The sequence below is a fragment of the Pedobacter frigiditerrae genome (assembly GCF_004331645.1).
GTDB lineage: Bacteria > Bacteroidota > Bacteroidia > Sphingobacteriales > Sphingobacteriaceae > Pedobacter > Pedobacter frigiditerrae.
Map to the genome: position 1 here is coordinate 184,097 of NZ_SJSK01000008.1, position 21,989 is coordinate 206,085.

The 21,989-nt window shown below is 35.4% G+C and carries 22 protein-coding genes; 13 read left to right on the forward strand and 9 right to left on the reverse strand.

The window, feature by feature from the left end; all coding sequences use genetic code 11:
* Window positions 1-95: 95 nt before the first annotated feature.
* A complete protein-coding gene (locus EZ428_RS22845) occupies window positions 96-524 on the forward strand; it encodes a hypothetical protein (RefSeq protein WP_131555664.1) in 429 nt (142 codons plus the stop codon).
* A 46-nt stretch (window positions 525-570) separates the two neighbouring features.
* Here the strand turns inward: EZ428_RS22845 and EZ428_RS22850 are convergent, their stop codons facing one another.
* The 4 genes from EZ428_RS22850 to rpsT form a co-directional block, all read right to left on the reverse strand.
* The gene (locus tag EZ428_RS22850) at window positions 571-1,065 is read right to left on the reverse strand and encodes a hypothetical protein (protein ID WP_131555665.1); all 495 of its coding nucleotides are present in this window, start codon (window positions 1,063-1,065) and stop codon (window positions 571-573) included.
* Window positions 1,066-1,072: 7 nt separating this feature from the next.
* Entirely contained in the window at window positions 1,073-1,912 is an 840-nt protein-coding gene (locus EZ428_RS22855) for an endonuclease/exonuclease/phosphatase family protein (RefSeq protein WP_225871131.1), read from the reverse strand.
* Between the two features lie 92 nt (window positions 1,913-2,004).
* Window positions 2,005-2,703 carry a RadC family protein gene (gene radC, locus EZ428_RS22860; RefSeq protein ID WP_131555666.1) on the reverse strand — a complete coding sequence of 233 codons (699 nt, stop codon included), beginning with the start codon at window positions 2,701-2,703 and terminating at the stop codon, window positions 2,005-2,007.
* Window positions 2,704-2,841: 138 nt separating this feature from the next.
* Window positions 2,842-3,096 carry a 30S ribosomal protein S20 gene (rpsT, locus tag EZ428_RS22865; RefSeq protein WP_131555667.1) on the reverse strand — a complete coding sequence of 85 codons (255 nt, stop codon included), beginning with the start codon at window positions 3,094-3,096 and terminating at the stop codon, window positions 2,842-2,844.
* 301 nt (window positions 3,097-3,397) lie between these two features.
* Between rpsT and purN the strand changes: the two genes are divergently transcribed.
* From purN to rodA, 8 genes are all read left to right on the forward strand, one after another.
* Window positions 3,398-3,976, forward strand: a complete 579-nt coding sequence (purN, locus tag EZ428_RS22870; RefSeq protein ID WP_131555668.1) for a phosphoribosylglycinamide formyltransferase — start codon at window positions 3,398-3,400, stop codon at window positions 3,974-3,976.
* 176 nt (window positions 3,977-4,152) lie between these two features.
* A complete protein-coding gene (purH, locus tag EZ428_RS22875) occupies window positions 4,153-5,679 on the forward strand; it encodes a bifunctional phosphoribosylaminoimidazolecarboxamide formyltransferase/IMP cyclohydrolase (protein WP_131555669.1) in 1,527 nt (508 codons plus the stop codon).
* Window positions 5,680-6,075: 396 nt separating this feature from the next.
* Entirely contained in the window at window positions 6,076-7,098 is a 1,023-nt protein-coding gene (locus EZ428_RS22880) for a rod shape-determining protein (RefSeq protein ID WP_131555670.1), read from the forward strand.
* Between the two features lie 37 nt (window positions 7,099-7,135).
* Complete coding sequence (locus EZ428_RS22885; RefSeq protein ID WP_131555671.1) at window positions 7,136-7,510, forward strand: four helix bundle protein; 375 nt, start codon at window positions 7,136-7,138, stop codon at window positions 7,508-7,510.
* Between the two features lie 60 nt (window positions 7,511-7,570).
* A complete protein-coding gene (mreC, locus tag EZ428_RS22890) occupies window positions 7,571-8,398 on the forward strand; it encodes a rod shape-determining protein MreC (RefSeq protein ID WP_131555672.1) in 828 nt (275 codons plus the stop codon).
* On the forward strand, window positions 8,388-8,903 hold the full coding sequence (locus EZ428_RS22895) for a rod shape-determining protein MreD (RefSeq protein ID WP_131555673.1): 516 nt from the start codon (window positions 8,388-8,390) through the stop codon (window positions 8,901-8,903). The genes mreC and EZ428_RS22895 overlap by 11 nt, the downstream gene beginning before the upstream one ends.
* Entirely contained in the window at window positions 8,903-10,894 is a 1,992-nt protein-coding gene (mrdA, locus tag EZ428_RS22900; RefSeq protein WP_131555674.1) for a penicillin-binding protein 2, read from the forward strand. Before EZ428_RS22895 ends, mrdA begins: the two co-directional genes overlap by 1 nt.
* A complete protein-coding gene (gene rodA, locus EZ428_RS22905) occupies window positions 10,878-12,140 on the forward strand; it encodes a rod shape-determining protein RodA (RefSeq protein ID WP_131555675.1) in 1,263 nt (420 codons plus the stop codon). Before mrdA ends, rodA begins: the two co-directional genes overlap by 17 nt.
* 64 nt (window positions 12,141-12,204) lie before the next feature.
* On the opposite strand, the gene EZ428_RS22910 is transcribed toward rodA, so the two are convergent.
* Complete coding sequence (locus EZ428_RS22910; RefSeq protein ID WP_131555676.1) at window positions 12,205-13,278, reverse strand: hypothetical protein; 1,074 nt, start codon at window positions 13,276-13,278, stop codon at window positions 12,205-12,207.
* A gap of 94 nt (window positions 13,279-13,372) precedes the next feature.
* Here EZ428_RS22910 and EZ428_RS22915 point away from each other — a divergent pair, with 94 nt between their 5' ends.
* From EZ428_RS22915 to EZ428_RS22930, 4 genes are all read left to right on the forward strand, one after another.
* The gene (locus EZ428_RS22915) at window positions 13,373-13,948 is read left to right on the forward strand and encodes a thymidine kinase (protein ID WP_131555703.1); all 576 of its coding nucleotides are present in this window, start codon (window positions 13,373-13,375) and stop codon (window positions 13,946-13,948) included.
* Window positions 13,949-14,022: 74 nt separating this feature from the next.
* Window positions 14,023-14,220: a hypothetical protein gene (locus EZ428_RS22920; RefSeq protein ID WP_131555677.1), complete on the forward strand. Its 198-nt coding sequence runs from the start codon at window positions 14,023-14,025 to the stop codon at window positions 14,218-14,220.
* Window positions 14,221-14,401: 181 nt separating this feature from the next.
* The gene (locus EZ428_RS22925; protein WP_131555678.1) at window positions 14,402-14,818 is read left to right on the forward strand and encodes a VOC family protein; all 417 of its coding nucleotides are present in this window, start codon (window positions 14,402-14,404) and stop codon (window positions 14,816-14,818) included.
* Between the two features lie 87 nt (window positions 14,819-14,905).
* Window positions 14,906-15,349: an SRPBCC family protein gene (locus tag EZ428_RS22930; RefSeq protein WP_131555679.1), complete on the forward strand. Its 444-nt coding sequence runs from the start codon at window positions 14,906-14,908 to the stop codon at window positions 15,347-15,349.
* A 112-nt stretch (window positions 15,350-15,461) separates the two neighbouring features.
* Here EZ428_RS22930 and EZ428_RS22935 read toward each other — a convergent pair whose 3' ends face one another.
* From EZ428_RS22935 to EZ428_RS22950, 4 genes are all read right to left on the reverse strand, one after another.
* On the reverse strand, window positions 15,462-17,102 hold the full coding sequence (locus EZ428_RS22935) for a TldD/PmbA family protein (protein WP_131555680.1): 1,641 nt from the start codon (window positions 17,100-17,102) through the stop codon (window positions 15,462-15,464).
* Between the two features lie 34 nt (window positions 17,103-17,136).
* Window positions 17,137-18,453: a TldD/PmbA family protein gene (locus EZ428_RS22940; protein WP_131555681.1), complete on the reverse strand. Its 1,317-nt coding sequence runs from the start codon at window positions 18,451-18,453 to the stop codon at window positions 17,137-17,139.
* Window positions 18,454-18,455: 2 nt separating this feature from the next.
* Window positions 18,456-20,090, reverse strand: a complete 1,635-nt coding sequence (locus EZ428_RS22945) for a TldD/PmbA family protein (RefSeq protein WP_131555682.1) — start codon at window positions 20,088-20,090, stop codon at window positions 18,456-18,458.
* Window positions 20,091-20,199: 109 nt separating this feature from the next.
* The gene (locus EZ428_RS22950; RefSeq protein ID WP_131555683.1) at window positions 20,200-21,987 is read right to left on the reverse strand and encodes a hypothetical protein; all 1,788 of its coding nucleotides are present in this window, start codon (window positions 21,985-21,987) and stop codon (window positions 20,200-20,202) included.
* Window positions 21,988-21,989: the final 2 nt, after the last annotated feature.

Below are 21,989 nucleotides of genomic sequence, written 5' to 3' on the forward strand. Positions count from 1 at the left end.
AGATATTATTTAAAGCGGAAAGGCAAGCTAGAAAGCAAACAAAGTGAGCATTGTTTTGTTTATGATGAACGGTAAGCCAACTAAATAGCCTAAAGATGAAATTCTTGAGTATTATGCTCGTTATTTGCTTGTATTGGTCTAATACAAAAGCACAAGGGGTCAACTATCAATCTTTGGCAGGAAAATGGGAATATGATAGTCCTAAAAAGAAAAACAAAGTCTTGTACGATTTTGCTCTCGACAAAAACTTCACTTCCACAACAGAGCACAAGGAAAAAGAGTTGGTGGTAAAGGGTACCTATCAAATCGACAAAATAAATGAAATAGATAGATTAAAGCTCAGCACGCTTTCGGCAGAAACTCAAAGCAAAACCATCATCAATAATTATTTCGTCAAATTTTTAAATATCGATACTTTAAAAGTTCAAATGGTAACCGACAAACAAGAAAACTGGCGTCCTGAGAATCGTAGAAACACTATGATTTTTACAAGGAAGAAAGAGAAACCTAAGGAAATAAAATAACCAATTCTGATACTTCTTAGTCCAAGATAGTATAGCCAGCGTGAAATTATTGTTTAACTATAACAATTGGATTTTGCCCCGAATTCCCTGTTTCTACTCTGGATTTAGCTATACCGTTAATCCAAATTTGTTGCAAAATCGTATTTCTTTTTCTGTCTGAATTAAATTCCCCAACAATCTCATCTTCCGTACCATCCTTGTACCTAATAAATTGAGTGATTCTGTTGCCGCTAAAATTTTCAGGACTTATATCAAAGTACAATTGAAATCTACTTTTGCCATTTTCAGTCCTAATCTTAAAAAACTTATATGCATCCAGGTTACCTTGATATAAACGTATTTTTGACCCATTTCTTAAAACATATATATCTACATTTTCTTCTGTAAGCGCTCCTGTGGTATTTATACTTAAAAGATCTTCGCCTTTTGAATTTATAAATAAAAAATTCACATCTGCACTAATAACTTTACCAATAATTGGTTTTTCACAGCCTATAAAAATTAAGGACATTAATGCTATTCCTAATATTTTTTTCTTCATTTCTAAGTTAAAAAAATAATCTCACAAAAACCGGCAAATGATCCGAATAATAACGCTGATCTTTGCTATCTGACAACACTGCAAATTTCTGAACCTTAAAAGCCTTGTTTACAAAAATGTAATCGATTTTATCTTTTAACGGACTATCCCATTTAAAACTATTAAAAGTACCTGTTGGACCGTAAGGTGGTTCAACAGAAATTTCTCTTGTATCCACTAAAAAAGACTTGATGGTTGCAATGGCTTCTGTTTCTGGCGTTACGTTTAAATCTCCTGTAAAAATAACTGGCAATTTTGGTGCAATTTCTTGTATTTTTTGTTTAATCAGTTTTGCCGATTCAATTCTTGCTTGCACACCAACATGATCGTAATGTGTATTAAAAACGATGAACTCCTTTTTATTCGATTTATCATACAACTTTACCCAAGAACAAATTCTGTTTAAAGCAGCATCCCAACCCTTGCTTGGCAAATCTGGAGTTAGCGATAACCAAAAAGTACCACCATCCTTTTTTGTAAAACGATTTTTATTAAAGTAGATGGCAGAAAATTCTCCCTTCCTTTTACCGTCATCCCTACCAACACCAACTACATCAAAATCTGAGTTAGCTAACAAATCATCAAATTGATCAGGCAACGCTTCTTGTACGCATAAAATATCGGCATCATAAAACTTGACCAATGCCTTTACATTGTCTTTTCTGTTTGGCCATGCATTAATACCATCTGATTTAACATTCAATCTAATATTATAAGAAATGATATTAATTGGTTGATTTTTCTGTGCATTTGTTATCGAAACAGCCGATAGACAAATGAATAAAAGCATAATGGTTTGTTTCATCATCCAGCTAAATTACAACTCTCATATTAAATAATTGTAAAGAGATTTTTTATGCTTCCACAACCATAACTCAAAACTCACAACTGGTAACTCAATTACATCAATCCCTCATCCGCCAAACTTAAATAAGAATGGTCGGTTATAATCAAATGATCATAAATAGGAATTTCTAACAACAAACCAGATTGAACCAGGTTTTTTGTGATGCTTATGTCTGCTGAACTTGCCCTTAAATTACCAGAGGGATGATTGTGAGCTAAAACAATAGATGCTGCATTATTTTCTATCGCCACTTTAAAAATAACTTTGGGATCAACTACCGTTCCCGATTGCCCACCCTTACTAACAAAATGCTTGCCCGTTACAAAATTGGCACGATTCAATATAAGTATCCAAAATTCTTCGTGTGGCAGATCTGAAAGCTCTGCTTTTAAAATTTCATAAGCATCTTTTGAGGAAGTAATTTGTAGAGGACCTTCCTTTTCGGTTTCCTTTCTTCTTCTACCCAATTCTAGCGCCGCTACAATTGAAATTGCCTTGGCTTGTCCAATACCTTTAAATTTAGACAGCTCTTTAACACTAAGCTTGGCAACTTTCGCTAAATCATTTTTATAAAAATTAAGAATACGTTTGCTTAAATCTACGGCTGTCTCATTTCTACTTCCAGAACCAATCAATATAGCAATTAATTCCGCATCGGTTAGTTGGCGCCTACCTTGAAGTAATAACTTTTCTCTTGGTCTATCGGCTTCTGCCCAGGTCTTAATGCCCAGTTTTTGATCGTAATTATCCATCCTGTTGTTTTATTTTTATGAAATAGCAATCGGGATGGATTGAATGTCTAATATAGAAATTGTTTTTGTAAAAAATATAGGCGCAAAAAAAACGGTATCGCTAAAAGCAATACCGTTTAAATATCTAGAAAAAGGCGACTATTTTAAACCGTTAACGAATTTCGTTAATTTAGATTTGTTGTTAGCAGCTTTGTTTTTGTGGATTACGTTTTTCTTAGCTAAACGATCTAACATAGAAATTACTTTAGGTAATAACTCAACACCAGTTTTTTTATCTTCAGCAGCACGTAATCTTTTGATAAATGTACGTGTAGTTTTTGCCTGATATCTGTTACGTAGACGTTTTGTAGCGTTTGCTCTAATTCTTTTTAAAGACGATTTATGATTTGCCATTGTTGTTTAGCCTTTTATATCTTCTGTGTTAACTATTTTTCGGACTGCAAATATAGAGTTTATGTTTTTAAAATGCAAAATGCTTTTGAAATATTTTTTAGAAATAATGTTAAATGCGAATTAATTATTGATATAGAGCTAAAAACAACCTAATTGACTATAAAATAAATCTACCACAAACCTAATCTGGCATCTCTTTTGATAATTAACAAACTCAGTGCTACCTATATAATTTATAAAAAATCATTAAAACACTTTCATTAAAAGCCTAAAATGCTATTTTTGAAGAAAACATAGAATTTTGAAGAAACGTATCGCAATTTTTGCTTCAGGCTCAGGATCCAATGCCCAAAAATTAATGGAGCATTTTAAACGTAATACAGAAGTTGAAATTGCTTTGGTTTTAACCAACAATTCTGATGCGTATGTTTTACAACGAGCTGATAGTTTTGAAATCCCCTCTCACATTTTCGATAAACACGAATTTTATAAAACCGATAACATTATCGATTTATTAAAAAACCTGAGTATTGACTTAATTGTACTTGCAGGCTTTATGTGGTTAATTCCTAAAAACTTGATTCACGAATACCCGGGAAGAATCATCAATATACATCCTGCTATCTTACCAAAATTTGGCGGCAAAGGAATGTATGGCGATTTTGTACATAAAGCAGTGATGGAAGCAGGTGAACCTGAAGGCGGAATAACCATCCACTATGTGAACGAAAACTACGACGAGGGCGAATACATATACCAAGCTAAATACCGAATAGACAAAGGTGATAATTTAGAAATGGTTAAATTTAAAGGTCAGCAGTTAGAACATTTACACTACCCAAGAGTGGTTGAGAGCATTATAAAGAAGATTAAAAAGTAAAAAATAGTCCGAAGGTCGGAAGTGAGAAAAGTCCGAAAACAAGACCATTTTACGTCTTACATTTTATGCCAAGGGCATTCCTTTGGAACATCTTACATTTATTAAATTTTCTTTAAAAAACCTCCTGCAAAAACCATCTCATTTTCTTACCTTTGCGGCTTAAAATAATAGCCCAAATGAGTCAGTCAGTAAAGATCAAAAACGCTTTAATTTCAGTTTATTATAAAGATGGTTTAGCACCACTTGTTCAATATTTAGCCCAGCAGGGCGTAACGCTATATTCTACAGGCGGAACAGAACAATTTATTAAAGATTTAAACCTACCTGTAGTAGCTGTAGAGGACTTAACCGGCTACCCTTCTATTTTAGGTGGACGAGTAAAAACCTTACATCCGAAAGTATTTGGCGGAATTTTAAACCGTAGAAGCTTAGCTGGCGATCAAGAGCAAATTACTCAATATGAAATTCCAGAAATTGATTTAGTAATCGTTGATCTTTATCCTTTTGAGGAAACAGTTAAAGCTGGCGGAACAGATGTTGAAATTATCGAGAAGATTGATATCGGGGGAATTTCATTAATTCGTGCTGCCGCGAAAAACTTTAATGATGTAGTTATCATTGCATCTAAAGATGATTATGGAACTTTATTAAACGAATTACAAGCACAAGATGGCGCTACAACTTTAGTTCAACGTAAATCGTATGCTAAAAAAGCTTTCCATACTTCTTCTCATTACGATACTGCTATCTTCAATTATTTTAATACCGAAGCACCTTTAAACGTTTTCAAACAAAGTGTTAAAGAAGCACAGACTTTACGTTACGGAGAAAACCCTCATCAACAAGGAACTTTTTATGGCAACTTGGATGAAATGTTTACCAAGTTAAATGGAAAAGAACTAAGCTATAACAACTTAGTAGATGTTGACGCTGCTGTAAGTTTAATTGATGAATTTACTGAACCGACTTTTGCTATTTTAAAACATACCAATGCTTGTGGTTTAGCCTCTAGAGCTACTGGTTTAGAAGCTTGGAAAGACGCCTTAGCTTGCGACCCAGTTTCTGCTTTTGGTGGTGTTTTAATTACCAACCAAGAAGTTGATTTAGCAACCGCACAAGAAATTAACAATTTATTCTTCGAAGTTTTAATCGCCCCTTCTTATCAACCAGAAGCTGTAGAATTGTTTAAAGCAAAGAAAAACAGAGTGATATTACAACGCAATGAAGTCGAATTGAGCAAAAAACAATTCAAAACTTTATTGAATGGCGTAATTGAGCAAGATAAAGATTTAAGCATCGAAGCTGCTGACCAGATGACAACCGTTACTGAAAAAGCACCAAGTGAAGCATCTATAAAAGATTTGATCTTCGCTAATAAAATTGTTAAACACACAAAATCCAATACTATCGTTTTTGTAAAGGATAATGTATTAATTGCCAGTGGTGTTGGACAAACATCTAGAGTTGATGCCTTGAAACAAGCGGTGGTAAAAGCAGAAGCATTTGGTTTTAGCCTAAAAGATGCAGTTATGGCATCGGATGCTTTTTTTCCTTTCCCTGACTGTGTTGAATTAGCGGCTGAAGCCGGAATTATTGCTGTTTTACAACCAGGTGGCTCAATTAAAGACCAAGATTCTATCAACATGGCTAACGAAAAAGGCATTGCGATGGTAACTACTGGAGTTAGACATTTTAAACACTAGTTGAGGTTGGAAGGCTGAAGGCTCAAAGCAAGAAAGACTAAAGCAGAAAGCAACCGCTATCGTCATTGCAGGGAACAGCCTTTCCCGATTTATCGGGAAAGCAATTTAAAACGACTACAGCCTAAGCAATTTGCAACCTTCAACAATTGCTCCAAAAGGAGTAAACTGCCATATAATAAACCCAATTGAACGAATGCCATTTTTTATGGCAGCAGGAAAAGCCTGCAGGCGAGCAGGACTAAAAAAACCAATGGGTTAGCATATTGATTTTCAAATAATTTGAATAAAATAAATAAGATGCCTCGTTGATTTTTTTAATTTTTAATATAATAAAAAGACTATTTTTACATTTGATATAGTACACATTAACTAGCATAAAATAATTACAAAATATAAATGGGTTTATTTAATTGGTTTACACAAGAGGTAGCTATTGATTTAGGTACCGCGAACACCCTCATCATACATAACGATAAAGTAGTAGTTGACGAACCTTCGATAGTTGCTTTTGATAGGCAAACAAACAAAATCATTGCAATTGGCCGTCAGGCTATGCAAATGGAAGGTAAAACACACGATAATATTAGAACAGTTAGACCTTTGAAAGATGGCGTAATTGCAGATTTTAATGCTGCAGAAGCGATGATTAAGGGGATGATTAGAATGCTGAATGGCGGTAAAGGATGGATGTTCCCATCTTTGAGAATGGTTATTTGCATTCCTAGCGGGATTACTGAGGTTGAGAAACGTGCGGTTAGAGATAGTGCTGAAATTGCTGGCGCAAAAGAAGTTTATTTAATTCACGAACCAATGGCGGCTGCTGTAGGTATTGGTATCGATGTGGAAGAGCCAATGGGCAATATGATTATTGATATAGGTGGTGGTACTACAGAAATTGCGGTTATCGCTTTATCTGGTATTGTTTGCGACCAATCTATCCGTGTTGCAGGAGATAACTTTGACTCTGACATCGTAAACTACATTCGTAGACAACATAACATCATGATCGGTGATCGCACTGCTGAAAAAATTAAAATCGAAGTTGGTGCTGCTTTACCAGAACTAGCTGATCCACCTGCAGATTTCGCTGTACAAGGAAGAGATTTAATGACTGGCGTACCAAAGCAGATTACAGTTTCTTATACTGAGATTGCTCATTGCTTAGATAAATCTATTTCGAAAATTGAAGAAGCGATTTTAAAGGCTTTAGAGATTACGCCTCCAGAACTTTCTGCAGATATTTATCAAACTGGTATTTATTTAACTGGTGGTGGTGCATTGTTACGTGGTTTAGATAAACGTGTGGCTGCTAAAACTAAGTTACCTGTCCACGTTGCAGAAGATCCTTTGAGAGCAGTTGTTCGTGGTACTGGTATCGCTTTGAAAAACATTGGTAATTATAAATTCTTAATGCAATAAGATAGATTTACGAATGTAGATTTTAGATTGACGATTGATGAATAGCGAAACTTTAAAGGCAAGAACCAAAACCTATTCAATATCAATTGGCAAATTAATTATCGAATTGCCAAATAATCTATTGAATAAGAATTATTCAAATCAATTAGTTAGGTGTTCTAGTTCTGTCGGGGCGAATTATAGAGCCGCTTGCAGAGCAAAATCAACTGCTGATTTTTTGAATAAATTAAAGATTGTTGAAGAAGAACTTGATGAATCAATGTTCTTCTTGGAATTGCTGGAAGAATTCAATCCAATGATTAAAAAAGAAATTCAAAAAAACTGGAAAGAAGGAAATGAACTATTAGCAATAATAGTTTCTTCAATCATCACAATTAGAAAAAACGAACAGAATCGCAAATCATCTCTTTGATTACTCTAATGAAAACCATGCAGGCAATCGTAAATCGTAAATCTAAAATCGTAACTCAGTATGCGTAACCTTTGGATTTTCATAAGCAGATATAACGCATTCTTCTTTTTCATCATTTTCTTTACTATTGGCATTATTTTAACACTTAAAAACAATGCTTATCAGCGTAGCGTAACCTTAAACTCTACCAATGAAGTTGTGGGTAGTGCTTACGAGCGTTTAAATGTTTTAAAGAGGTATTTAAATCTGGGGCAAGTTAATGATAGCCTTGCGAATGAAAATGCTAAACTAAAAACCGAACTCTTAGCTTTAAAAGAAGTAGATAGTAGCAAAACAGTTGTGGTTAATGATACTGTAAATAATGTTCAGTTCACATATCAATCTGCCAAGGTAATTAAGAACTCTATTAGTCAACGTAATAACGTAATAACCATAAACCGGGGAAGCCTTGATGGCATTGAAAAGGACATGGCTGTAATCTCTCCTCAGAAAGGTGTAGTTGGTTTTATTTTAGATGTTTCGCCACATTTAGCTACCATTAGAAGTTTATTACATAGCAATACACCAATAAGTGTAAGTATTAAAAAGAATAATGCATTAGGCTCGTTGGTTTGGGGAGATGGGAATTTTGATTACAGAAAAGCCTTTGTAAAGGAAATTCCGAATCATTTTAAAACAAATTTAAAGGATACAGTGATAACTTCGGGCTCGGGTGGTTTTCCTCGAGGTATTGAAGTTGGAACAGTAAGCAGAAAACTTAATAATGGTGACTTTGAAATCAACTTATTTAATGATTTTAGCACCTTGCAGTATGTTTATGTGATTAAGAATAAATTAGCCGCAGAACAAAAAGCTTTAGAAACACCAAAATTGCCTAATGAACAGTAAAACCATTTTCTTAAATATATTTAGATGGGTTGTACTTTTATTTGTGCAAATCTTTTTATTACGCAATCTAAGCTTTTACAACCTCTCTACTCCTTTCGTTTACGTTTTATTCATACTTGTCCTTCCTTTCAGGATACCAAATCTATTGCTATTTTTAATAGCCTTTGGTACCGGTTTAACAATGGATGCCTTTTACGACACAATGGGCGTTCATACTTCTGCCTGTGTTGCACTAGCCTTTGTAAGGATTTTATTTATATCTGTCAGTTTAAATCGAGACGCAATAGATGATCCTGAACCTTCATTAGGCAATATGGGTTTTAAGTGGTTTTCTATCTACGCAGTATTATGTATTTTTGTTCATCACTTAGTTTTATTCTTTTTAGAGGCCTTTAAGCTTTCTGAACTAGCTTATACTTTTGGAAGAAGTTTGTTAAGTGTTGTATTTACCATGTTCACTGTGTTACTTGTTGAAGCTATCTTCCACAATAGAAAATCTACTTAATGGATCAACTGTTTAATAGAAAATATATTATTCAAGGTTTGTTCGTTCTCATTGCCCTTATTCTTTTGGGCAAGCTTTTTTATATGCAGGTTGTTAGCGATAAGTATTTCTTAAGTGCCAACAATAATGCGCTTCGAAAAATCTATACTTATCCTGCACGTGGTGTAATTTTAGATAGAAACAATAAAGTTTTAGCCCAAAACCAACCAACGTATGATTTGCTTGTTACCCCAAATCAAGTAAAACCATTTGACACACTTTCTCTTTGCCGTATTATTGGCATTGATACCATTGAGTTCAGGAAAAAGTTTGACAAAGCCGTTGCCCAATCTAGATTTCAGGAATCTATTTTCCAAAAATTAATTTCCATTGAGACCTATGCTACCCTGCAAGAGAAGATGTTTAATTTTAGAGGATTTAGCGTAAGAAAAAGAACGATTAGGTTTTATCCAGATAGTATTGCCGCACAATTTCTTGGCTATATGCGAGAGGTTACCCCTACCGACCTAGAAAAATATTTAGGCTATTATAAACCTGGGGATTATATTGGAAAAGGTGGTATCGAAAAAAAATATGAGATTGACTTAAGAGGAACAAAAGGCGTTACCCATATGCTTTTCAATTCAAAAAACGTAGCTCAAGGAAGTTACAATAATGGAAAAATGGATTCTGCAGCCATTGCAGGCGAACAATTAATAACTACAATTGATAGTCGTATACAAAAACTAGGTGAAGAACTATTAGCTCATAAAGTAGGGAGCATTGTGGCATTAGAGCCTAGCACAGGCGAAGTGTTAGCATTTGTAAGTAGTCCGGGTTATGACCCTAATAAATTAGTTGGTAATAACTTTAGTGCTAACTATAGTGAGATAACAGCCAATCCGAATAGGCCATTTGTTGTTAGACCCATACAAGGAGGATATAGCCCTGGTTCTGCTTTTAAACCTTTAGATGCTTTAATAGCTTTAAGCGAAGGCGTGGTAGACCCCAACACTACATTTAACTGCCCGGGTTATTATGTTGCAGGTAATAGAAGATTTAAGTGTGAGCACGTAGATGGGCCCATAGCATTGCGCAAAGGGATTGCCAGATCATGCAATACTTATTTCTATACCATTTTCGCAAAGCTCATGACTAAAAATGGTGGAGCCTATGCCAAACAACAAAGCACCTATGAAGACTGGCAAAACAAGGTTAGAAAATTTGGCATCGGAGATACATTAGGCATAGATTTTCCTGGCGAAAAAGCCTATAAACTTTTTAGAAGGGCAGATTATGACAAATTACACAGAGGCAGATATTGGGGTAATACCACTATCATGTCTGTTGCCATTGGGCAAGGAGAGATCAATACCACGCCTTTACAAATGGCTAATATCATGGCAATTATTGCCAACAGAGGTTTTTATTTGAAACCTCACGTAGTTAAGGTTATTGGAAATGGGAAAGGTATTGATCCAAGATTTAAGGAAAAACATTATGCAGGTATAGATGCAAGGTTTTATGAACCTGTGATAGATGGTATGCAAGATGCGGTAAACCAATCATGGGGAACAGCAATCGAATCAAGATTGCCAAACATCATCATGTGCGGTAAAACCGGAACCGTGCAAAACAGTAGAGGCAAAAATCACTCTGTATTTATTGGCTTTGCACCTCGCGACAACCCTAAAATTGCAATTGCTGTAATTGTAGAAAATGGTGGTTATGGTGGAGCTTATGCAGCGCCAATTGCAAGTTTCATGGCAGAGAAATACTTAACAGATTCGCTTTCAGGAAGAACAATACACGGAAGTACTATTCAAATGTATAAAGATGCCAACTTGCTTCCTACATTTTTGTCTAAGCCATTTAGACCAAAAACTAAAACTGATAGCTTACTAAATAAAACTGACAGCCTTAAAAAAGCTATGCCAGTTAAAAACAAGAACACAAACAATGCATTTAATAAAGTAGCTGATAAACCAAAAAACAATGCAGCCTCAAAGTAATAGATTTTTCTTTAATGTAGATTGGATTACCATATTAATTTATGTGGCATTGTGTGCTATTGGTTTTTTAAATATCTATTCTGTAAAGTTTAATCCAGACAAATCTGAAGCTTTTAGTTTTGCAGCTGAATATGGCAAACAACTTATTTTTATCATTACAGGATTAGTTTTAGGTCTATCTATTTTATTATTGGATGCTAAGTTTTTCAGCGTCTTTGCCCCCATTATTTATGGCGTAACAGTTTTACTGCTACTTGCGGTTTTGGTTGTGGGAAGAAATGTTGGCGGTAATCAAGCTTGGATAGCTATTGGTTCTTTTCGCTTACAGCCATCAGAATTTGCCAAATTTGGAACAGCACTATTACTGGCGAGATATATAAGTTCATTTAATCCAAAGCTTAATACCTTAAGACCTGTATTAATAGCTGCAGCTATTATAGGTATCCCGATGTGTTTGATCATGCTTCAGCCAGATGCCGGCTCGATGTTGGTTTTCTTGTCGTTTATGTTTCCGCTGTACAGAGAAGGATTATCAGGTTACTTGTTGATTATCTTTTGGGGATTAGTTACGCTGTTTATCCTTAACCTCTTTCTATCACCTTTTTTATTGATTTCGTCAATTCTAATGATTGGTGCCTTGTTTATTTACAACAATAGAAAAAAGCAACAGAAAATAATTAACATAACCATTATCACGATTGTGGCAATTGGCTATCTTTTCGTTGCTAAATTTCTTTTCAATAATGTTTTACAAACGCACCAAAGAGCACGTATCGAATTAATTTTAGGACTTAAGACAGATAATCAAGGTGTTGGTTACAACGTAAGGCAGTCTCAAATTGCCATAGGCGCTGGTCAATTAACTGGGCGTGGCTGGAAAGAAGGAACCCAAACCAAGTTACGTTATGTACCTGAGCAAAGTACAGACTTTATATTTTCAACAGTAGGTGAAGAATGGGGATTTGTAGGTTGTTTTGTAGTAATTGGGCTTTATGTATTTATGTTGCTTAGGATCTTGAATATTGCAGAGCGACAAAAATCTACCTTTTCAAGAGTATATGGTTATTCCATTGCCTGCATTATTTTCTTCCACGTATTCATTAATATAGGAATGGCAATCGGTCTAATGCCGGTAATAGGAATCCCTCTTCCGTTTATAAGTTATGGAGGATCATCTTTGTGGAGCTTTACAATTCTACTATTTATCTTTCTAAAGCTTGATTCTAATAGAATGGGATTTATTTAACCCCTAAATCCCCTAAAGGGGACTTTTCCTACTAATCTTATTACTCCCCTTTAGGGGCTGGGGGTTATTTAAACCTTTGATTAAGTAATCCGTAAAACTTATCTACAGTAGCTTGCTTTTCTGCCCAATTATTTTTAGCAGCGTAGTTCTTTTGGAAGAAATTATCAGCAGCTTCAAAATTTGGCAACTTATTGGCTAAATCAATTGCTTCTGCATAGGCTAAATTATAACCGTTAAATAAATCTTTAATGTAAAGCAATTTATCATTTAAACTGATGGCTTGTTTTAAATCTTTAACCGCCACATTTGTTGTTGCATTGATGTTTTCGCCTCTTGATTTTGCTAGTAAATCGTTTAGCGTTGGCTTATAGCTTGGGTCTTCAACTGGCTCAACTTTGTTAACGATGATATTTTCTACAGGCGAAACTTCCAATTCTAGGTCTTCTTTTTCAATCGGAAATTCTTCCTCTTCTATGGCTAAAGTTTTAGTAACCAAAAAAGGTTCTGGACCAATTTCATCCTCTTCTTGTCCCACAACCTCTTGTATTGGCTGTTCTCTTAATTTCCTTTTTTGCTCTATGATTCGCTCTTCCTCTTCGCTTAATGGACGATTAAACAACTCATCTACACTTTTTTCTTCAAATTCAAATTTTTCATCTGTATTATAGTCGATCTGTGGCAAACCCTCGATGGGTTCATGTTCAGAATGGTCGTTTAAAATAAACTCGAAAGTAGAAGGTTCATTATCTAACTTAAAAACTTCTTGCTCAATTTCTTCAAAATGAATTAAAGGCTCCTGTTTTTCTAAAACAACTGCTGGTTCATCTTCTTTTTGGTCAGCAAAAGTAATATCCTCAATCATGCACGCTTCTTGTGTATCATCATTGGTTAATGAAACTTTATTTTCAACTTCGGATACGTCTTTATCGGCAGGTGCTAAAACTAAAGGTGCTTGCTGATTGGCATTGATTTTTTTGATGATTTGTATATGATCAGCCAAGAAATTTGCATTGGCTTGAAAAAGTTCAAGTTCTAACTCACTGAGTTGTTGTGGATTTTGAGCTAAGAATTGATATTGTTCATTCAGTTCATCTAATATCAATCCTAGTTTCTTAAAAAAATCTTCTTGGTTCATCATAGTAGCTTAACGAAAAAATGGGTGATTTATGTTAATAAATGACAATCAAAAGTACTATAAAATTCTTTTATATTTGGCTAAAATACCTTTACAAATGTTATTCAGCGAGCAAAACTTTAGAAGAGGAGAATTTTGTGGAAGCATAGAAGTAATTTGCGGCTCCATGTTCTCTGGCAAAACGGAAGAATTAATTAGAAGATTAAAAAGAGCACAGATTGCAAAGCTGAATGTAGAAATTTTTAAGCCTAAAACAGACACTAGATATGATGAAACCGCGGTAGTTTCGCATGATCTAAACTCTATTCAATCAACACCAGTTGACAGTTCATCTGCCATTTTATTATTAGGTGCAAATACTCAGGTTGTAGGTATCGATGAAGCCCAGTTTTTTGATGAAGAACTACCAGAAGTTTGCAATAAATTAGCACTAAAAGGAATAAGAGTAATTATTGCTGGTTTAGATATGGATTTTTTAGGCAAACCATTCGGACCAATGCCTGCTTTATTAGCTATTGCAGAACATGTAACCAAAGTAAATGCAGTTTGTATGCAATGTGGTAGTCCAGCAGTTTATTCTTACCGTACAGTTGTAAATGATGCCAAAATCCTTTTAGGAGAAAAAGAAAGTTACGAACCTAGATGTAGGGCTTGTTATAATACGATGGGCTAAAGGAAGTCTTGAGTCGGTAGTCAGGAGTCCTAAGTCTTATTTTACCTTCAACTTTTCACTTTCAACTTTCAACCATGAAAATCTTAAATGACAACACCCCTACTAGCGAATTGACCCAAGTTAAAGTTGGTGATTCAATTAGCAATGGTATTGGTACTTTTGGTGAAGTAGAGGCTATAAAATTTGAAAATGGTGATGGCTTTTGGGAATTCACTTTTTCTTTAATTGGCGGCGGATTTATTCAAGTAATAAAGACAAGAACAACTTGTTAATTTTCATAACCACAACTTTTCCTAATTCTTCTGGAGATAAATAAGATTAAAACAAATCTAAGATTTCTAAATTAGTAGTTAACAACAAGCATCTGTCTCTTTTACCCCTTAATATTGTCGTTTTTAACCCAATAATTAGTTGAAATAATTTCGAACTTAGTATAAACTAAATATAGAAATTATGACAAAAGAGATTTGGGCTAACCTGCCAGTGGCAGATATCAATAAATCTGTTGAGTTCTTCAGCAAGATGGGATTTACGAAAAATGAAAGGTTTCCATTTTCTGATACAATGGCATCATTTTTTATTGGCGAGAAAAGTAAATTTGTAATGATGCTATTTAGGAATGACATCATTGAAGGTTTCTGTGGAAACAAGATCTCAGATACATCAAAAGGAACAGAAGTTCTATTTTCTATTGATGCCGAAAGCCCAGCAGAAGTTGATGAAATGTTGCAAAAAGCCGAAGATGCAGGCGGTAAAATTTATGCCAAAGGCGGCGAAAAAGATGGCTGGATGTACGGTGGTGGATTCATCGACCTTGATGGACACAGATGGAACCTTTTGCACATGGACTTTAGTAAACTACCTCAGTAAGCCCAAAGTCGCGAGTCACTAGTCGAGAGCCTTAAGTCTAGGGTATCTTATCTAACTACTATATACTAATTACTAAATACTTACACTATGGAATTTAATATTGAAATCAATGCATCGAGAGAAAAAGTATGGGATGTACTTTTTGGCGAAAAAACTTATCCATTATGGACCTCAGCTTTTGGCGAAGGCTCGAGAGTAGAAACCGATTGGCAAAAAGGGAGCAAGGCATTATTTCTTGGTTCTGAAGATAGCGGGATGGTTTCTAGAATTGATGAAGCCATACCAAACGAATACATGTCTATTGAGCATTTAGGAATGGTTACAAATGGAATTGAAGACTACGATAGCGCGGAGGTTAAACGCTGGGCAGGAGCTAAAGAAAACTATACGCTTACAGATTTAGGTGGAAAAACCCATTTAAATATCTTTATGGAAATGGATGAATCTGAAGAAAACAAGCAAATGATAGAGATGTTTGCTGGTATGTGGCCAAAGGCTTTAGCAAAAGTTAAAGAGCTAGCAGAGAACTAAAATTAATAGAACATTTTATAAGCAAAAATGTCACATTGAGCGTAATCGAAATGCTTTCTAATGATTAAGAAAGAAGGCTTCGACTACGCTCAGCCTGACAGAAATTACTATCTTACCCTATCCTACTGCCCGTATTAATTACTTTAACGCCATTAAAACGAGTGGTTGCGCTACCATGAGACACTGCACTTACTTGGCTTGGCTGTCCTTTTCCGTCAGAAAAAGTTCCTCCTAGTCTATAATCGCCTTTGCCACAAACTTTAGCACAAGCATTCCAAAATTCTTGTGTATTCGATTGGTATGAAGCATCCTTAAACATACCTACAATCTTTCCTTCCTTAACTTCATAAGCTAATTGAGCGCTGAACTGGAAGTTATATCGTTGTTGATCTATGGAATAAGAATTACGCCCAAACATATAAATTCCTTTTTCTACATCCTTAACCATATCTGCAGCGGTTAATTCTGTGTTACTCGGCGCCAGAGATACGTTTGGCATTCTTTGAAATTGAATGCTGTCCCAGCTATCTGCATAACAACAACCTTGCGATGCTGCCAATCCCAATATATGAGCTTGATCACGTATGGTTTGGTAGTTAACTAAAATTCCATTCTTAATGATATCCCACTTGCCACACTTCACCCCTTCATCATCATAACCCACTGCACCTAATGAACCAACTTCCAGCTTATCAGCTATTACATTTACATGTTCACTACCAAAGTTGAATTTTTTACTTTCCCATTTGTCTAAGGTTAAAAAACTTGTACCTGCGTAATTTGCTTCATAGCCTAACACCCTATCCAACTCTGTTGGGTGACCAACAGATTCATGAATGGTTAAAAACAGATGAGATGGGTCTAATATCAAATCATATTTACCTGCCGGAACTGGCTTTGCCTTTAGTTTTTCACCCACATGTAAAGTTGCTTCTTTCACATCCTCAAACATGTCATAACGCTTCTTATACATTGTTACCGGACCACCTTTTATCTTCTCGCTATCTTTTGGTGTAAGATATTCAAATCCCATCCCCATCGGGGCACTTAAAGCATTACGAGTTTCAAACTTGCCACTAGCAGAGTCAATTTTGGTAACTGTAAAGTTTGGCCATATCCTATGGATATCTTGATCTATGTAAGAACCATCTGTTGATGCGAAATATTTCTGCTCATTGATCATGAACAAATTGGAGTTTACATATTTAACACCACCTTTTAGTGCTTCGCTATTTACATTTAACAACAACTCTACTTTCTGAGGAATGGGAACTTCAAAAGCATTAACTTCTACAGGTGTTTTCCAACTAACCTCACCATAGCCTTTTTGTGGAGCAAGTTGTACTGGCTCGCTCATCAATTTAGAATTACCTTTTGCTATGGCAACTGCTAATTCTGCTGCCTTGGCAATGCTATCATTATCTAAATTATTAGTAGCTGCAAACCCCCATGAGCCATTAGCTAAAACTCTTACACCCAGACCATAAGATTCGCCGTTGGCAACGTTTTCTACTCGTGCATCTCTTGTAGCTACAACCTGATTCAAGTACCTGCCAATTCGAACATCGGCATAAGTTGCACCTTTAGACTTAGCAGCGTTTAAAGCCACGTCGGCCATTTTTTTCTTTAGCTTTACATCCACTGGTGTTAAAGCTTCTTCAACAGAAATTAACCTGCCAAAAGTATTTAGACTAGGTAACATTGCTGCACCCGTACCAATACCTGTCATGTATAAAAAATCTCTTCTTCTCATCTGTGCAATCTTATCAATCTGTGTAATCCTATAATTAAATTGCGTCAGACAATGATGAAAAAGTAAAGTCTTTTATCTTCATAGGTGGAATCATTCCGCTACCTGTTCTAACTGGTTTACCTAAAGCCTCTACGTTATTTAACATGATTACCGGACTTTCGTTAAACCTAAAGTTTTTAATAGGGAATTTGATTTCGCCATTTTCGATATAAAAAGTACCATCACGTGTAAGACCTGTGAGTAATAATGTTTGAGGATCTACCGAACGGATATACCAAAACCTAGTTACTAAAATTCCTTTTTCAGTGCTTTTAATTAAATCTTGTAAAGATTGTGTGCCTCCTTCAATCACCATACTTCTTCCAAATGGCACCGGTTCAACACCTTTTTTGGCTGCCCAAAATCTAGAATAAGCTAAATTTTTAACTACACCATTTTTAACCCAATCCGTTCTTTTCAATGCTAAACCATCACCATTCCAAGTTGCAGAAGGCAATTCAGGATTCATCGGATCAGAATAGATATTAACATTTTCAGAAAATAACTGTTCTCCTAAACGGGTTCCTCCACCTTTTTTACTCATGAAACTTCTTCCTTCATCAGCACTGCGGGCATCAAAACCTCTAAACATATTACTTAAAATATCACTAGCCGCTAATGGCTCTAATATCACGGTGTATTTTCCTGGCTCAATGGCTTTTGCACCAGCAGAACCTGTAGCTTTACTTGCCGCAATCTTGCTTAGGGCAAGCACATCCATTTTATTGAGGTCGTTAAAGTCTTGCTCCACATATCCAGATCCTGTTCCCTCTTTATTTCTAATGGTAACAGAAAATGAGACATTGGTCGATTTGTTATAAGCAAACAAACCTTTAGAGTTCATTACCGAATTAAAACGTGTAGAATTTTCTAAAAAACCGGCTGCATCTAAATTAGCGGCTTTTGCAACACCTAAACTTTTACCAACCATTTCTGCTCTGGTGTCAGGCGTCATTGCTGCTGTATTCTCGTTATAGGTTTTTGATTCTTGAAAAGTCTGAGCACCTAACAAAGGCATAAACTCAGGGTTTTCTGGTGCAAGGTTTGCCAATTCTTCAGCTCTGCTTACTACTTTTTTAAGCGAGGCATCATCAAACTCATTAATTGATGCTGATCCTGTTTTTTTACCAAAGGTTGAGTTGACCGATAAACTCATCACATTTACTTGTCCGGCAGTAGAAACAGCGTTACGAGCATAACGAATGTTACCTCCATTAGATCCATTTAAACTTACTTCACATGAATCTGCCTTAGAAAAGCTGAGTACTTTTTTTAATATTGCTTGGGCTTCTTCTTTACTTAATATGGCCATAATTATATTTTTCTAGCTGTATTGATAACATTAACTCCATTAAATCTTGTTGTAGAACTACCGTGAGATACGGCACTACTTTGTCCAGGTTGTCCTTTACCATCGTTAAATGAACCACCTAAACGATAATCACTTTCATCGCAAATAGCCGAACAAGAATTCCAGAACTCTTGGGTATTTGATTGATAAGCAACATCATTAAGCATACCTACAATTTTACCTTCTTTGATCTCATAATATAGTTGACCACCAAATTGGAAGTTGTAACGTTGCTGATCGATTGAATAACTTCCATCACCAATAATGTAAATACCTTTTTCTACATTTTTAATCATGTCATCAACACTTAATTTAGCCTTACCCGATTCTAATGACACGTTTGGCATGCGTTGAAATTGAACATCATTCCACCCTTGCGAATAACAACAACCTTGCGATTCTGTTAAGCCAATAATATGTGCTTGATCCCTAATGGCTTGGTAATTAACCAAAACGCCATCTTTAATTAAATTCCATTGTTTGCATTTCACACCTTCGTCATCATAACCCACAGCACCTAATGAGCCAACTTGCGTTTTATCTGCAATGATGTTTACTTTATCGCTACCAAATTTGAATTTTTTAGACTGCCATTTATCTAAGGTTAAGAAACTAGTACCTGCATAATTTGCTTCATAACCTAAAACGCGATCTAACTCAGTCGGGTGACCAACAGATTCGTGAATGGTTAGCCATAAATGTGATGGATCTAGAACCAAATCATACTTGCCAGCTTCTACAGATTTAGCAGTAATTTTTTCTTTGGCAACACGAGTTGCTTCCTTAACATCACCTAGTATATCATATCTACCTTTGTAACGAGTAATTACACCACTTACTTTATCTTCTGGTCTGGCATTCATGTACTCATACCCCATTCCCATCGGCGAACTTAAAGCCGATTGAGTTTTGAATTTACCTGATGCCCTATCAATAACCGTTACCCCAAATGTTGGATAAATACGATGAATGTCTTGATCGATATATGATCCATCTGTTGATGCAAAATACTTTTGCTCGTTTACTGCAAATAATGCAGCATTAACAAAATTTGCCCCATTCTGTATCGCAATATCATTTACATTTAATAGCAGATCAACTTTTTCCTTGATGGGAACTTCAAATGAATTGATCTCTAAAGGTGTTTTCCAGCTTACTTCTCCAAATCCTTTTTGAGGGGCTAATTGTACAGCTTCACCCTGAATTTTTGCATTTGCTTTTGCAACAGCAACCGCCTCTTGTGCCGTTTTAGCAATAGAGTCTTTGGTTACCGTGTTGGTAGCAGCAAAACCCCAACATCCGTTAGCAATAACACGAATACCAACCCCAAAAGATTCGGTATTGGCAACACCTTGCACACGTTTGTCTCTGGTTGAAACAAATTGGTTTAAATAACGACCAATACGAACATCTGTATAAGTTGCTCCTTTGGACTTTGCTGCATTCAAAGCAACATCAGCCAATTCTTTTTTAATTTTAACGTCTATTTTATCAAGGGCTTGTAGAGGATCAATAGGATTTGCGAAGGCAGATAAATCTGGCATTAACAAAGCACTGGCACCTATGCCTGATAAGTAGAGAAAGTCTTTTCTTTTCAAAGCGATTTAGTTTTATCGTAAGTGTTAATTGTTTAACGGTTCGATAAACAAGGTAGTAATTTTAGCTTAGCAAAACCACTGAGAAGTATAACATTTTAGTTTCAATTCGCTAATTTTTAGCCAAAAAACGCTGTTCATACCATAAAAAAGAAATTGTCAACAAAAAACCTATAAAAAACCACCATTTACTCATGCTTTCTTTAGCTAAATACTCAATCTCAACACCATCAGTAGCTTTAAAGGAATTGTTAGCAACAAAATTTGCTGTATGCTGCAGTTTGACGAAGCTTTTCGCACTTTTCCAGTCGCTCTTTTTATAAAAATAAACGTTTTCTGTTTTTTGATTGATCGATAAACGTTTCCACCCAAAGTTTTTTGACCAATATAATCCATCCCATTCAGATGGAATTTCCATATTTTGCCTTGGATTAATTTTAACGCTATCTATAGAAATATTAGGAATTTTACCATTCGCCAAATTTAACATCAACCTTGTTTTTTCATCAACTGAAGGGAATTGTGGCACTAATGTAAAAGACTGGCTTTCTATTTTCTTTCTTAACGATTTAGCAAAAAGCAGTGACCAAAAGCTGCTATAATCATATTGCTTGCCTGCCAATTGCCATTGGTAGGTTGACGAAAAAGTAGAAGTTAAGATTTTACCCATTCCACTTAGCCGACTGTTCACTACAATTTTTCCGGTTTCATCCGTAATCAAAGCTTGGTTGTTTACACCGGGTTTTAAAAATATAGTCTGCTTAAACGACAGGTTGCTAAACTTCAACTGATCCGACGACCTTAAAGACAAAGGTTTTTCTATTGCTGAAGGCACTTCATATTGGTGAAAGTTGGAGGTGCTACTTTCAGGCTTTGGATTGGTAACTCTAACAATCAGACCCATTCCATTATCTACTGCATTATAAATGGAAGCCCTATCAGCCGCAGGAATTGCAGCAAGCTCATCCTCATCTATAATCACTAAATCCATTTTTTTAAGCAGGGATTGATTAAGCTGATTTACATTTACAGCTTTCATATTCAAGAAATCTGTACTGTATTTATTCTTACTAATCTGGCTTCTTAAAGCAACTGCATATTGATTCTCATACAACCATTTCTTTAAAAACTTATACTCAAAATCTGGAAAGGATGCTAAGATTAAGATATGAATAGGTTGTTTCAATTCTACTTCAAACGGTACGGGTTCAACAGACAAGGTATCGTTTCCTTCCAAGGCGATTAAATTAAATACTGCTTTCCCTACTTGCTTAGGTTGATTTACAAAAGAAAAATTGAACTCAGCATGAGGTTTAACACTTACCGAATCAAGGCTTGTACCCATTCCATAAAGTTTTAGCTTAACAGTTGCCTTAGTGCCATTGTAATAAACACCTTCAACTTTTAAACTTTCCGTAGCTTTTAATTTCTTTTGCCAACTGGCTGAAATAACACCCGATGGAACATTTGAAGGATGAAAAGAAACTTGTTTATCCTTTAATGTTTTCAGCTCATTTTCACCAAGCCCATAACCATAAATGTTTATCCTCTTAACAGTTGGATGCTCTTTTAAATAATAAGCTAAATCTGCTAGATGATTAATTTTTTGATTTTTTCTAATTGGAAACAAGGTTGAGTCTAAATCGTACTTCGTTTCTTTTATAGTTGCAATGGTATCCAAGGCCGTGCCTGCCGTTAACAGGTTTAAAACACCTGCTGGTTCTTGCTTTTTCACCAAATAGCTTATCGGGATAATGATTAGAGCAAAACAGGCTACCATCAAAACACTCGCTACCAATCTCCAAATCAACTTAGATTTATCGTTTCTTTTGAATTCTTTAAAAATCAAGAATCCTGCAAAGGAACTACAAACAAGAATAATGATCAAATTAAATTCCATCG

Coding starts and splice junctions, on each gene's coding strand:
- EZ428_RS22845 (WP_131555664.1), top strand. CDS start 96: ATGAAATTCTTGAGTATTATGCTCGTTATTTGCTTGTATTGGTCTAAT.
- EZ428_RS22850 (WP_131555665.1), bottom strand. CDS start 1,065: ATGAAGAAAAAAATATTAGGAATAGCATTAATGTCCTTAATTTTTATA.
- EZ428_RS22855 (WP_225871131.1), bottom strand. CDS start 1,912: ATGATGAAACAAACCATTATGCTTTTATTCATTTGTCTATCGGCTGTT.
- radC (WP_131555666.1), bottom strand. CDS start 2,703: ATGGATAATTACGATCAAAAACTGGGCATTAAGACCTGGGCAGAAGCC.
- rpsT (WP_131555667.1), bottom strand. CDS start 3,096: ATGGCAAATCATAAATCGTCTTTAAAAAGAATTAGAGCAAACGCTACA.
- purH (WP_131555669.1), top strand. CDS start 4,153: ATGAGTCAGTCAGTAAAGATCAAAAACGCTTTAATTTCAGTTTATTAT.
- EZ428_RS22880 (WP_131555670.1), top strand. CDS start 6,076: ATGGGTTTATTTAATTGGTTTACACAAGAGGTAGCTATTGATTTAGGT.
- EZ428_RS22885 (WP_131555671.1), top strand. CDS start 7,136: ATGAATAGCGAAACTTTAAAGGCAAGAACCAAAACCTATTCAATATCA.
- mreC (WP_131555672.1), top strand. CDS start 7,571: ATGCGTAACCTTTGGATTTTCATAAGCAGATATAACGCATTCTTCTTT.
- EZ428_RS22895 (WP_131555673.1), top strand. CDS start 8,388: ATGAACAGTAAAACCATTTTCTTAAATATATTTAGATGGGTTGTACTT.
- mrdA (WP_131555674.1), top strand. CDS start 8,903: ATGGATCAACTGTTTAATAGAAAATATATTATTCAAGGTTTGTTCGTT.
- rodA (WP_131555675.1), top strand. CDS start 10,878: ATGCAGCCTCAAAGTAATAGATTTTTCTTTAATGTAGATTGGATTACC.
- EZ428_RS22910 (WP_131555676.1), bottom strand. CDS start 13,278: ATGATGAACCAAGAAGATTTTTTTAAGAAACTAGGATTGATATTAGAT.
- EZ428_RS22915 (WP_131555703.1), top strand. CDS start 13,373: ATGTTATTCAGCGAGCAAAACTTTAGAAGAGGAGAATTTTGTGGAAGC.
- EZ428_RS22920 (WP_131555677.1), top strand. CDS start 14,023: ATGAAAATCTTAAATGACAACACCCCTACTAGCGAATTGACCCAAGTT.
- EZ428_RS22925 (WP_131555678.1), top strand. CDS start 14,402: ATGACAAAAGAGATTTGGGCTAACCTGCCAGTGGCAGATATCAATAAA.
- EZ428_RS22930 (WP_131555679.1), top strand. CDS start 14,906: ATGGAATTTAATATTGAAATCAATGCATCGAGAGAAAAAGTATGGGAT.
- EZ428_RS22935 (WP_131555680.1), bottom strand. CDS start 17,102: ATGAGAAGAAGAGATTTTTTATACATGACAGGTATTGGTACGGGTGCA.
- EZ428_RS22940 (WP_131555681.1), bottom strand. CDS start 18,453: ATGGCCATATTAAGTAAAGAAGAAGCCCAAGCAATATTAAAAAAAGTA.
- EZ428_RS22950 (WP_131555683.1), bottom strand. CDS start 21,987: ATGGAATTTAATTTGATCATTATTCTTGTTTGTAGTTCCTTTGCAGGA.